Source organism: Microbulbifer elongatus, from assembly GCF_020524885.1.
In the GTDB taxonomy this organism is placed as follows: Bacteria; Pseudomonadota; Gammaproteobacteria; order Pseudomonadales; family Cellvibrionaceae; genus Microbulbifer; species Microbulbifer elongatus_A.
In genome coordinates, this window is record NZ_JAIVKJ010000001.1 from 122,071 (window position 1) to 134,359 (window position 12,289).

A 12,289-nucleotide genomic window follows, 5' to 3' on the forward strand; every position below is an offset into this window, starting at 1 on the left:
TCGCATTTGAGATCCGGTCAATATTGCGCGAGCATTGGGGGTTTTGGCCGGTCTCTTGTTGCATGTCTTTTCTTGATTCTATCGATTCAGCGCTCACCACCTTCGTAACCTACGCCTGGGGCACACCGCTGCTGGTGCTGCTGGTGGGGGGCGGCCTGTTTCTGCTGTTCAGCTCCCGCGGCCGCCCTTACCGGCATCTGGGCCACAGCATCGATCTACTGCGTGGCAAGTACGACGACCCACACGATCCCGGGCAGGTGCCGCACCGGCAGGCGCTGTCTACCGCGCTTTCCGGCACCCTTGGCCTTGGCAATATCGCCGGGGTGGCGATTGCCATCAGCACCGGTGGGCCCGGGGCCATTTTCTGGATGTGGGTGACGGCGCTCGTCGGGGTCGCCACCAAGTTCTATACCGCAACACTGGCGGTCATGTATCGCGGCCGCGACAGCCGCGGTGAAATCCAGGGTGGCCCCATGTATGTGATTCGCGAGGGGCTCGGCAAACGCTGGCAGCCGCTGGCCTATCTGTTCGCCATTGCCGGGCTTTGTGGCTTGCTGCCTTCGTTTCAGTCCAACCAGACGGTGCAGCTGTTACGGGTTTCTTTCGCAGAGCCATTGGGGTGGGTGTCCGCGGAGAATGCCCTGCAGTTTGAGTTTGGCCTCGGCGTCGCGCTGGCACTGGCGGCGCTGGCGGTCATTGCCGGGCGGATTCAGCGCATCGGCCGGTTTGCCGTGCGCATTGTGCCGGCGATGGTGATGTTCTACCTGCTGCTGACTCTGGGAGTGATCGGTTATTTCTGGCAGGAGATTCCGGCGGCGTTCGGGCTGATTTTTTCAGATGCTTTCACCGGCAAGGCGGTGGCCGGCGGCGCACTGGGTACGGTGATTGCCACGGGCATCAGCCGCGGAGCATTTTCCAACGAGGCCGGTATCGGTACCGAATCGCTCGCCCACGGCGCCGCAAAAACCACCGAGCCGGTACGCGAGGGGGTTGTGGCCATGGTAGGGCCGATCGTGGATACCCTGATCATTTGTACCTGTACCGCACTGGTGATTTTGCTCACCGGGGTCTGGCAGCAGGGCGAGGGGATCGAAGGTGTCTCACTCACGGCGGATGCGTTCAGCAGCGTGTTCGGTGGCTGGGGTCCGGTGTTGTTGCTGATCATGGTGGTGCCGCTGGCGTTCAGCACCATCGTCACCTTCTGGTACTACGGCATGAAGTGTTTTGTATTCCTGTTTGGTAATCGATACCAGACGGTGTACACCGTCATCTATCTGTCATTGATCGTGTTTGGCGCGGTGGCCTCGCTGAATATCGTCAACAACCTGATCATCGGTATGTACGCGGTGATGGCGATTCCCACCATGCTCTCGACGCTGCGCCTGTCCGGGCGTGTAAACCGCGCGGCGCACGATTACTTCACTTCGCCGGCTTCCCGCTAAACAGCCATTTCCCTGTGCCATACTTTTTAGGGCTGCCCGTTTAGGTAGCCTTAAAACCGTGTGGGGGCGACAGGACGTCGCTGCGCCAGGTACGCCTTTTTTATCTGTGAAGTTGACAGGGAAGTTGGGGCTATGGGGTTTGGCAGAAGTTTTGTCCGCGGCCTGGGAAAAGCGCTTAGTCGCGGAAGTGGAGAAGGTGGCGAAGGCGGCGAAGGCGGCGATGGGCGAGGCCGGGCCAGCCTGGTGTTCTGGGGGGCGCTGGTGTGCCTGTTCGGGGCCCTGGCGATGCTTTCCGAAAGCGCTACGAGCGCCGATGCTGACCCTGCCACGCCTTCTACAAGTTCCCTTTCTACTCCGAGTTTCCAGGTCGATTCACAGTTTACTTGGCACCCCAGATATGCCGCCATCAAGGGTGTAGTGATTGGCAACGGTGCTGCACTTGCTGGCTTCCGTGTGTCGCTCTACGCGAGTTTCCCCGGCAATGGGGGCTACCGCAAACTTGCCAGTACTGTGAGTAACGCTTCTGGTGATTTCAAACTTCCCTACCACTTTCCCCATGCACTGCCCAGGAAGCTAGCGCCGGTATTGTTTGTGATTGCGGAAAAGGGTTCGGTGATGCTGGCGGCCGCTGTCGAAGGTGCAGAGATTCCTGAATATCTGGTTTTGAACGAGCGTACTACGGTGGCTTTAGGCAACGCCTTCGCACAGTTTATCCGCCGCAAAGAAATTACCGGCAACCCTGTTGGAATGCGCAATGCGGTAAAAATGGCCGCAAATATGGCGGACCTGAAAAATGGCAATGTAGGCGACGTTTTACTGCATATACCAAATGGGCCGGATACCTCGACACTCCCTACCTTCAATGCACTTTCAAATGTGGTTGCAGCCTGTGTGGCCCAGGATGCGAATTGCAAAACGCTATTTGAGATAACCACACCACAGGGAGCGCCGCCCGTCACCAATGTGCTTGAGGCGCTGGCGAACATCGCCAAAAACCCGACCTTTACCAATTATGAAATGACCGAGGTGGACCCGCTGTTCGAGCTCGCTTTGGTTGTCCCGCTGTTCCAGCCGGCACTCACGGAGCAGCCCAGTAACTGGTTGCTGTTTATAAAATTTACCGGAGGTCGCTATTCCCGACAGGATCGATTCAATCTGATGAATGGTCCCGGTAATCTGGCGTTCGATGCAAAGGGCAATGCCTGGATCAACGATAACTATGTGCCCAGGGCTCCCGATGAATTCGCCTGTGCCGGCCAGCGCCTGATGAAATTCCATCCCTGGGGCGAGCAGTTTGCGGAGTCTCCTTTTTTTTACGGTGGTCTGAGCGGCGCCGGGTTCGGTATCACCCTGGACCCCCGGGGCAATGTATGGGTTGGTAATTTTGGCTTCGAGGCGCCGTCTTGCGCCGATGGCACTGTGCCGCCGGACCCGGCGAACAAAATACCGGCCACCCACAACAGCGTTTCACTGTTTCTTCCGAGCGGGGTGCCCGTGTCGGGGAAAAACGGCTTTACCCGTGGGCGTATCTCATGGCCCCAGGCGACGGTGTCCGATCGTCGAGGCAATATCTGGGTCGCCAACTGCGGTAATGATTCGGTCACTGTAATTCGCGGCGGCAACCCTCTACTCGCACAAAATGTGCGCCTGCCCGGATCCAAAGCCATTTACCGCGACGGTGAATCGCCGTTGCTGAAACCATTCGCCATTGCCATCGACAACCGCGGTCGTGCCTGGGTAACCGGTAACAAGGCCCAAAAGCTTTATCGGCTGGACTTACTTGGAAATGCGAGTGAAGTCGCTATCAACGGTGCCGAACTGCGTTGGCCAATGGGAATTTCCAGCGATAGCAAGGGCAACCTGTGGATATCCAATTCTGACTCAGTGAATATACCCTGCATTGACCCGTTGGATCCGCAGGATGGTGGTAGCCCTTCCGTCGTGTTCGTCCCCGCTGGTGGTGGTATGGCGAAAACTGTCACCCTTGGTGGCCTGACGATTCCCTGGGGTAATGCGGTCGATGGTGACGATAGCCTATGGGTATTCAACTTTGGGAACACGCCCACCAAGGATGTAGATGAGTCCACCACCTGGCCGGATACTGGTGTAGCGCATATCTGTGGCAGTGGTGACTGCCCCGCAGGCAAACAGCTGGGTGACCCCATTTCCCCCATGAGTGGTTACACCAGTGACGCGCTGGATCGGGTTACCGGGGGCGGCGTGGATCCGTCCGGTAATCTCTGGCTGGTCAACAACTGGAAAAAGGCTGGCCCATACCTCTATGACATCAACCCGGGGGGCAACTCGTTTGTGATTGTTCCCGGTGCGGCGAAGCCGGTGAAAACACCATTATTGGGCGCGCCGCGCGATTTTGCAGAGTAGCGGGTGGCTGGTGCGGCAAGAGGGGTGACAGGATTCGTGCGAGTAGCGAAATAAAACTGGGTGTTTTTTCGCTGATTTAAACAGTATTTATGCAATGTGAAAGGTCGCTTCACTTGGCTAGGTGAATAACTCGGGGAAATCCGTTTCGTACTGTTGTGCGCTTTTTATGCGAAAGTGAACGCCTGCTGCTTGGCGCCTAAAAAATTATTGTGAAAGTCCTCACAAAGTGAGTGGAAGAATAGATTTTTGTCTCACTCTCTATGGGAACTGTCAGAGAAAACGGCTAAAAACGTTGCTTCACAAAAAACAATAGCTCTCTACGGTTAACTTAGGTTGAACAATGGCGAATCCCCTCGACCCAAAACCAGACGCGAGTCTGGATTCCAGCTCTTTTCTTTCCGGAATGAACGATAGTGGTGCAACCGAGCGCCCGTTTGCGGACAAGCTCGACGCATCCATGGCGAAGGATCGCTCTGTCATCGGTAAAAACATCAAGTTCCGCGGTGAACTGATCGGTACCGAAGACCTGCATATTGAAGGCACCATCGAAGGCACCGTGATTATGGAAGGCCACGACCTGTCCATTGGTCGCGAAGGTGAAATCAACGCGAATATTCACGCACAGAACATTGTGATCAACGGTACTCTGACCGGCGACGCACTGGCGGACGAGCTGATCGAGATTCGTAACACTGCGGTAGTAAAAGGCAACCTGATTGCCCCGCGTATCCAGCTGGACGACGGCGGTAAGTTCCGCGGCTCCATGGATATGGTGGACACCGATGACGAGATGCGCTCTCGCCACTCCGAGTTTAAGGAAAAGCTGGTTCATCCGAACCTGCCGCCGAAAGATGAAGCGCCGAGCAAGCCCGCCGCAAAAAAAGCTTTCGCACCGACTAAGGATGTAGCCAAGGATTCGGCCAAGGACGCGGAGCTGGCTGACAGCTAAACCTCCGCTGCAACGCCGCATCCCCTCGTGCGGCGTTGCCTTCTTTCCCCTGGCTCACGCCCCGAATTCTTGCGATAAACAATGCAACACCGCTCTTTTGGCCTCGCTGCGTTAACGACCGAGATGGTCAAAAGCGGGGACCGAATACTCGACCTCGGACCTCTCTCGTCCGGCACCACCCAGGCTTTTCTCGGCCTCAATTGCCAGTGTCATATCGAAGACCTGGTGGAATACCTGGCTGACAATCAGCATAGTGATGACCCGCTACAGGCTCTGGAAGATCACCTGCTTCCCAAGCCGGCAAATCTCAAGTTCGATGTGATTCTGTGCTGGGACCTGCTGAACTTCCTTGAGCTGGACGTTATCCAGCACCTGATTCGCCTGCTGCAGCCACACCTGAAGCAGGGAACCATTCTCCACACCATGCGCTACACCGGACGGAATCAACCGCACAAGCCGCGGCGCTTCCGTCTGCAGGAAAACTTCTGTTTTGAATATGTAGACGACCCAAGTTATCCAGAAGTGGCCTCCAAAGGACACTCCACGGTAACTTTGCTGAAATGCATGGACAGGTTCAGCCTATTCAACTCGCTGATGAAGCGGGAGGGTATGGACCAGAATGTCACCGAACATTTTCTCGAGTACGACAGCACTACTTCCCGTAACCAGGTGCGCAGCGGCGGCGCTTCCGATGTAAGTGCCTACTTCCGCCAGGTGCGTGATGATGAGCAGATGGAGTTCGCCGGAATTCACAAAGCGCTGGGTGCACTACCTGGTGACGCCACGGTACTGGACTGTGGCCGGAAGAATGGCCGCAACATCGATGCACTGAAGAAGAAAGTGGGTTCACTGTACGTTGAGGACCTGCACGCATCCTTGGCCTGGCGAAAGAAAATGCACGGTGAGGGCAGCGGCTTTAGCGAGTCGATGTTCAGCTTTGCCCCCGGCACCAAGCTCGATGGCGTGTTTCTGTGGGACCTGCTGAACTTTTGCAGCCCGGAGCAGGTGGAGGCGCTGGGTGAGTTACTGGCGGGGCGCATGACGCCCGGTGGGCAGTTGCACTTCCTCGTCTACAAATCGAGCCAGCAGCCGGAGCGCCCGGCCATGTTCGAGCTGCTGGAGGACGAGCGGGTAGCGGTTACCGGTATTTCGGAAGGTCGCGGTGCGCGCAGTTTAGGCAGTACCGCGGATTTGATGCGACTGCTGCCGCGTTACCGGTTGTTTAGCCATCACCTGGGGCGGCTGCCATCGGGGGATGCCGTGCAGGAATTTGTACTGCAGTTGAAAGCTTAGCCATCCTAAAGATCATAAAAATTAATTCGAGAAACTAACTCGAGAATTGTTCAAACGAGATTGCTTCCATGTCTGAATTCTTGCGCTCTGTCTTTGTCGCCCTGAGCCCGGATGCGGTAACCGAGGGCTTCCTGTCCGTGATGCTGGTGCTGTTTGTGCTTGCACTGCTATGCCGGTTTTTACGTCGCGCGGGTGAGTTTGTCGAACAGGCCCCGGGGCTGCTCACGTCCCTCGGTATTCTCGGTACGTTCACCGGGGTAATTATCGGGCTGTTTGAATTCAGCCTGGCGGATATCGACCAGAGTATTGCCAACCTGCTGGACGGTTTGAAAACCGCGTTTATCACCAGCGTGTGTGGTATCGGCTTGTCTATCTTGCTGCGCGCATTGACTCGCTTTATCCCCATGCCGGGAGAAAACGCCCCGGTAACCGAATTGTCAGATATCCACAGCGCATTGCAGCAATTGCAAAACACCTTGGCGGAAGGCCAGGAGCGCCAGCTCAAGCAAAGTGAGGCCCAGCTGGCGGACTTTTCTGAGCAGATGTCCCGCGCGCTGGTTGGGGAAATGGAGCAGGTGGTAACGCGTTTCAACGAGCGAGTGGAAAACCAGTTTGGCGAAAACATGACCCGCTTTGGGGATAACTTTGCCCAGTTCGACGGAATGGTGGAGACCCTCACCCGCGAGTACAAGGCGCACGAGGAGCGGGTGGAGTACTGGTCCGAGCACTGTGACACCGCGGTAATGGGGCTGGTACAGGTGGCGCGGGATCTGCAGCAGATCCATCAGCAGCTGGCGGAAGTACCTCAGTTCTTTGAGGGCATGCAGAGTGTCAATGATCAGGCGCGTGCGCAAATGCAGGCGTTGAATGAGCAGCTGGAACGCTACCGCGGTGTGAGCGCACAGATGCAGGACGTACTGCCGCACCTGGGTGAGCGTATCGACCAGTTTGTGCAGGGGATCGATGTGGTGCAGCAGGTCATGACCAGTGATATGAAGCAGTCCCTGGTAAGCATTGCCAAACAGAGTGAGCTGCTGGGCGCACAAATCGAAGCCGTTTCCGGCGCCTTTGAAAAGATGTCCAGCCTGGACGCGAACTTTATCCAGAGCCTGGTACAGGATTCTGTCACTACCCACCGCAACGGCATGCAGGAACTCGCCTTGCAGCAGGCGCGTACGCACAAGGAAATGGTGGACGCTCTCAGTCATGTCATCCGCAAGAGCATGGGCGATGCGGAAAACTCCATCGGCAAGCAGTACCAGCTGGTAGAGCGCAAGATGGAAGAGGAAGTGGAAGGGGTTATCGCGGCCATGGGCCAGGCACTGGCAACCATCAGCGGTCAGTTCACCCGCGACTACCGTCAGTTGGTGGCGCAAATGCAGCGACTGACTGTATCCGCCCAGAATGCGCAGCTGTCGCAATCCGCAGAACGTGCGCGTGAGGAAATCGCCTGATGAACTCGGGGTCCGGGTTTTCCCGTTCCGGCAGTTATGGTTCCAGTCGCAGCCGCGGCGAGGGCGAGTCCTCCTGGATCAGTGTGTCCGACCTGATGGCGGGACTGATGATGGTGTTCCTGTGCATTGCCGTGGCAATGATGCGCTCGGTGATGATCGAGCGGGAGAAGATTCGTACCATCGCCATGTCCTACAAGGAAAACCAGCTGGCGATTTACGAGTCCCTGCAAAAAGAATTTGCACCGGATCTGGCACGTTGGGGCGCGACCATCGACCGCGATACCCTGACGGTGGCCTTCAACAACTCCGACGCCATGTTCGATACCGGTGAGGCCGCGCTCAGCGGTGGTTACCAGGTCGTGTTTGAAGAGTTCTTTCCGCGCTATATGAACGTGCTGGCGCCATTCAAGGGGTCTGTAGAGGCTGTGCGCATCGAGGGACATACCAGCACCGGCTGGGGCCAGAGCAGCGACCGCAATGCCATGTACTTCAACAACTTGCGCCTGTCCCAGGACCGCGCGCGTTCGGTACTGCGCTATGTGTACACCCTGGATGAAGTAACCACTCACCACGGCTGGATGATGCAGAATGTGGCGGCAGTCGGGTATTCTTCCTCGCGACCGATTTACAATGACGATGGCAGTGAGAACATCGAACAATCCAAGCGAGTGGCCTTCCGCGTGATCACCAACTCTGAAACCAAGATCCACAGTATCCTCGAGGAGTCTTTCTGATGAGCCGCTGGAGCCGCCATCTGGAAGCACTCACCCAGGCTATTTCCGGTATGGGGAGCTCTGCTGGTGCGACATCGGGCGTTGATGCCGAATCTGATGTCGTGCTGGATCAAACCCCAGAGCCATTAGATTCGCCGGGAGAGGCTGCAGGCCAGGAGTCGCCCGAGGTTCAGGACGGTTCCATTCAGCAGGCCTTGGTCAAAGGCATGGAAGTGGCGCTTGGGGATTTGGATCAGACCGAACACGGATGGATGTACCGCGGCCACCCGGTAATGGTGTATGCGGTAGATGTTTCTGTTGTCGAAGATCAACAGGTGCGCAGGGAGTTTTATCACCGCGTACACCTGGCAAGCTGCTGTGGCGCACTGGAAGACGCTGCACAGGCGGTATGGATCGGTACTTCACGGGAGGCGCTGGCAGCGCCCGGCCTGGAAGCGACGCCGCACGCCTGTGAATACTGTCTCGCCAAGGTCAATCACCGTGGATTCCGCAGTCTGGGGCCGCGGGATCGCAATCGTGTTGCCCAGGCCTTTAATTTCCAATGGCACGTAAGCCAGTATGCGCAGGAATTTTTCCCCGGTGACGAAGCGCACTTCTGGGCTCCGGGGAAGGTGGCACAAGCCTTGGAGAGTATTGAGCCGGAAGCGGCCGACGTCGGAACCTGTGGGTTTTGCGAATGGCAGGTTCCCGCCGACCATCACTGGTTTGTGCCGGTCGAGCGAGGCACCGCACTGGGGCTTTCCATTGATGCCTGTGTCCTCTGTGCGCAGCAGCAGGCCATGGGCGTTCTTACCCTGCCGGACGATAGCGCACTGGCAGCCAGCCGGGCACGGCACGCCGCTCAGCTTCAATTGGCAAGGTTTCCTCGGGAGGAGCCTGAAGAAGAAGGAGCGGAAGGTGAGCGCGACTGGATCTCGGTGCGCCGGCAGTTGCCGTTGTCCTGGCACCCTCTGTGTGAACAGCTCGAACGCAAGCTTTCTGCACCGGTATTGTTTCATCGCTTCACCGGTTACGAGGGGGTTGCGGTACTGGCATGGCCCGAGCATCGCCGGGGTATCGTTGCCAGTGAAGAAGAGCGCGCGCTGCTGCCGGAGGGGTGGGACTTCTGGAGCATGCGCAGCGTGTTGGGAAGTCTCGGCTGATTCAAAGTCGCAAACACAAAAAAAGGGCAGCATTCGCTGCCCTTTTTCGTATCCGTTGCCGGTTTAATGGCGCACAGTCACCTTGGTGCCCATCGGCGCGTTCTCGTAAAAAATCTTCGCCATGTGCCAGGGTAACCGGATACAGCCGTGGGATTCCGGGCGGCCTGTCACCTTGCCCGCGTGCATACCCACAGCACCGTTCACTCGCATAAAGAAGTCCATGGAGGCTCCACGGAAAATGGTGCCCGGCGGACGTCTGTCTTTGCGCACATCCACGCTTGATTTACGCACGTAACCCGCGCGATCCACGTAGTGTCCGAACAGGTTGGAGCGGTGATCAATATTCTTTTCCGATATCCGGAAGCTGCCGGTTGGCGTGCGGTAACCGGCAATACCCGTCGCAACCGGGGAGACGCCGGCCAGCTGTCTACCTTTGTAGAAGTAGGCACGCTGCTCACTGATGTCGATGATGATATGTGGCGTACCCCCGATTACATCCCGGCGCCACCAGGCACTGCCATCGGTCATGGATCTGTGCTGTTGATAGGGGTAGGGGTAGTCACCGGCCTGGGCCAATGGGGCAAATACTGCGGAGGAGGCCAGTATTACGCTGGCACCCAGGGCGATTTTCTTGAAAGCGCTTTTGATGAACGTGGAAGAGCCTTGCATGCGTACCTCATCTGCTCTCGCGAGCGAACTGCAGGGCGGCGTGCTGGTGAGGTGTTGCCACTGAAATAGAGGGCGAACGAACCCCTGCACCATGGTGCACAGACCTGACCTGTGAATTTCCCCAAAGCGGCGCGCCGGTGTTTCCCGATTTGGCCGCGGGATGAGACTTGCCCCTTTGCCGCGGGCGGCATCGGGGTAAGTGAGAGGCATGGTATGGTCCGCGATTGGCACCTATTACATTTAATTGGAATGACGCCGTTGGCGCATATTTCCATTTTGGAGGCGGGCCTTCAGGCGGCGTGGGGGCGAACAGGCAAAAAAAAGCCGGCTAAGAAGCCGGCTTGAAAGATTCCAGAAGAACTGGAAATCGTGCTTTGACGAGAGAGCAACAAATGTTGACGATCTTATTTGAGAGGTAACCCTTTGAGCGTGTTGTGGGCCCGGGGTTCTGTGCAGCCGGGTAAGCGTGCGCCAATTTTTGCCCGCTGCGGCTGTGGGCGGGCCGGGTTTACCCGGACGCTCTCAAAAGTCGTCGAATCTTTTCATCCAATGGCGGCAGTCGTTACTTCCGCAGAAGGACGCGCGCGCCGGCAACCGGCAGATCCACGGTGGCGCCGGAGACGCTACCGGTAAACTCCGCCGGAGTAATATCTTCGGCGCCGACAAAGGCTTCAGGCAAAACGTGGCTTGCCGCTTCGTTGCCCAGGTTCAGTACCACAAAATAGCTTTCATCCGCGCTGGTGCGCTCGAATACCAGCAGGTCGTTGCCGGTATCGATAATCTCTTGTTCGGCGGTCGCCAGTACTGGCGCCAGCTCTGCATGCCATTTCAGCAGGGCACGGAAGCGGTTCAGCATGGAGTGCTGGTCGTCTTCCTGCAGGGACACGGCCAGGTGGTAGTGTTCCTCTGCTACTGGCAGCCAGGGTTTCACCTTGGAGAAACCCGCATTGATCTCGCCGCCGTTGAACCAGGGCATAGGGGTGCGACAGCCATCGCGACCCTTGAACTCCGGCCACAGGTTGATGCCGTAGGGGTCCTGCAGGTCCTCAAACGCCACGTCCGCTTCCGGCAGCCCAAGTTCCTCACCCTGATACAGGCACACACTGCCGCGCAGCATCAGCTGCATCAGCAGGAACAGCGGAGCGCGGGCCATGGATGCTTCCGCATCGAAACCCTTGTTCCAGCGGGTGAATGAGCGCGGCACATCGTGGTTGGAGATGGACCAGCAAGGCCAGCCTTCTTCGGTCACCCGGCGGTTTTTCTCCAGGGTGTCGCGCAGGAACTGCGCGCTGCAGTCTTCCGACAGCAGGTCGAAGGAGTACGCCATATGCAGGCGATGCTCGGTGGTGTAATCGGCCATGATCTTGTGGGTGTTGTCATCGCCCACTTCACCCACGGTGGTAGAACCGGGGTATTCGTCCATCAGTTCACGTACGCGCTGCAGGAACACCAGGTTTTCCGGCTGCGACTTGTCGTGAATGTGCCACTGGTACTCGTAGCTGTTTACCGGCGGCAGGCCGTTCTTGTCCAGCTTCACCGGGCGCGGTGGATTGTCCTGCAGGGAGCGGTTGTGGAACGCGTGGTTAATGGCATCCAGGCGGAATCCATCAACACCACGTTCCAGCCAGAAGCGCAGGTCGGCGAGCAGCTGCTCCTGAACTTCCGGATTGTGCAGGTTCAGGTCCGGCTGCTCCTTCAGGAAGTTGGTCAGGTAGTACTGGCGGCGACGGGTGCACCAACGCCAGGCGCTGCCACCGAAGTTGGACATCCAGTTGTTGGGGGCGGAGCCGTCTTCTTTGGCATCGGCCCATACGTACCAGTCGGCCTTGGCATTGTCGCGGCTCTGGCGGCTCTCCTCGAACCAGGGGTGCAGGTCGGAGGTATGGCTCAGGATCTGGTCGATGATCACCTTGATGCCACGCTCGTGGGCACCCTCGATCACGCGATCAAAGTCCTCAAGGTTGCCGAAAATTGGGTCAACGTCCCGGTAATCGGACACGTCGTAGCCGAAATCAACCATCGGGGACTTGAAGAAGGGAGAGATCCAGATAGCGTCCACACCAATGGATTTCACGTAATCGAGCTTCTGGCAGATGCCCTGCAGATCGCCGATTCCGTCGCCATTGGCGTCACAAAAGCTGCGGGGATAAATCTGGTAGATAACGCTGTTGCGCCACCATTCCCCGTTGTGATTGCTGTTGGGATTACCGCTCATGCCTTGGGT

General features: G+C 57.5%; 9 protein-coding genes. 7 read left to right on the forward strand and 2 right to left on the reverse strand.

Going from position 1 to position 12,289, the window contains the following annotated elements:
* The first annotated feature begins 62 nt into the window (after positions 1 to 62).
* The 7 genes from LC059_RS00425 to LC059_RS00455 all read left to right on the forward strand — a co-directional run bounded on the left by LC059_RS00425 (position 63) and on the right by LC059_RS00455 (position 9,396).
* Positions 63 to 1,442 carry an alanine/glycine:cation symporter family protein gene (locus tag LC059_RS00425; RefSeq protein WP_226701886.1) on the forward strand — a complete coding sequence of 460 codons (1,380 nt, stop codon included), beginning with the start codon at positions 63 to 65 and terminating at the stop codon, positions 1,440 to 1,442.
* 132 nt (positions 1,443 to 1,574) lie between these two features.
* A complete protein-coding gene (locus LC059_RS00430) occupies positions 1,575 to 3,824 on the forward strand; it encodes a hypothetical protein (protein ID WP_226701887.1) in 2,250 nt (749 codons plus the stop codon).
* 340 nt (positions 3,825 to 4,164) lie between these two features.
* The gene (locus LC059_RS00435; protein ID WP_226701888.1) at positions 4,165 to 4,773 is read left to right on the forward strand and encodes a bactofilin family protein; all 609 of its coding nucleotides are present in this window, start codon (positions 4,165 to 4,167) and stop codon (positions 4,771 to 4,773) included.
* Between the two features lie 81 nt (positions 4,774 to 4,854).
* Complete coding sequence (locus LC059_RS00440; RefSeq protein WP_226701889.1) at positions 4,855 to 6,066, forward strand: hypothetical protein; 1,212 nt, start codon at positions 4,855 to 4,857, stop codon at positions 6,064 to 6,066.
* 68 nt (positions 6,067 to 6,134) lie between these two features.
* The gene (locus LC059_RS00445; protein WP_226701890.1) at positions 6,135 to 7,520 is read left to right on the forward strand and encodes a hypothetical protein; all 1,386 of its coding nucleotides are present in this window, start codon (positions 6,135 to 6,137) and stop codon (positions 7,518 to 7,520) included.
* Entirely contained in the window at positions 7,520 to 8,254 is a 735-nt protein-coding gene (locus tag LC059_RS00450) for a flagellar motor protein MotB (RefSeq protein WP_226701891.1), read from the forward strand. The genes LC059_RS00445 and LC059_RS00450 overlap by 1 nt, the downstream gene beginning before the upstream one ends.
* Entirely contained in the window at positions 8,254 to 9,396 is a 1,143-nt protein-coding gene (locus tag LC059_RS00455) for a hypothetical protein (RefSeq protein ID WP_226701892.1), read from the forward strand. Before LC059_RS00450 ends, LC059_RS00455 begins: the two co-directional genes overlap by 1 nt.
* 63 nt (positions 9,397 to 9,459) lie before the next feature.
* On the opposite strand, the gene LC059_RS00460 is transcribed toward LC059_RS00455, so the two are convergent.
* Positions 9,460 to 10,065 carry a L,D-transpeptidase family protein gene (locus LC059_RS00460; RefSeq protein ID WP_226701893.1) on the reverse strand — a complete coding sequence of 202 codons (606 nt, stop codon included), beginning with the start codon at positions 10,063 to 10,065 and terminating at the stop codon, positions 9,460 to 9,462.
* 562 nt (positions 10,066 to 10,627) lie between these two features.
* Complete coding sequence (locus tag LC059_RS00465; protein WP_226701894.1) at positions 10,628 to 12,280, reverse strand: alpha-amylase family glycosyl hydrolase; 1,653 nt, start codon at positions 12,278 to 12,280, stop codon at positions 10,628 to 10,630.
* Positions 12,281 to 12,289: the final 9 nt, after the last annotated feature.

Coding starts and splice junctions, on each gene's coding strand:
- LC059_RS00425 (WP_226701886.1), top strand. CDS start 63: ATGTCTTTTCTTGATTCTATCGATTCAGCGCTCACCACCTTCGTAACC.
- LC059_RS00430 (WP_226701887.1), top strand. CDS start 1,575: ATGGGGTTTGGCAGAAGTTTTGTCCGCGGCCTGGGAAAAGCGCTTAGT.
- LC059_RS00445 (WP_226701890.1), top strand. CDS start 6,135: ATGTCTGAATTCTTGCGCTCTGTCTTTGTCGCCCTGAGCCCGGATGCG.
- LC059_RS00435 (WP_226701888.1), top strand. CDS start 4,165: ATGGCGAATCCCCTCGACCCAAAACCAGACGCGAGTCTGGATTCCAGC.
- LC059_RS00450 (WP_226701891.1), top strand. CDS start 7,520: ATGAACTCGGGGTCCGGGTTTTCCCGTTCCGGCAGTTATGGTTCCAGT.
- LC059_RS00440 (WP_226701889.1), top strand. CDS start 4,855: ATGCAACACCGCTCTTTTGGCCTCGCTGCGTTAACGACCGAGATGGTC.
- LC059_RS00465 (WP_226701894.1), bottom strand. CDS start 12,280: ATGAGCGGTAATCCCAACAGCAATCACAACGGGGAATGGTGGCGCAAC.
- LC059_RS00460 (WP_226701893.1), bottom strand. CDS start 10,065: ATGCAAGGCTCTTCCACGTTCATCAAAAGCGCTTTCAAGAAAATCGCC.
- LC059_RS00455 (WP_226701892.1), top strand. CDS start 8,254: ATGAGCCGCTGGAGCCGCCATCTGGAAGCACTCACCCAGGCTATTTCC.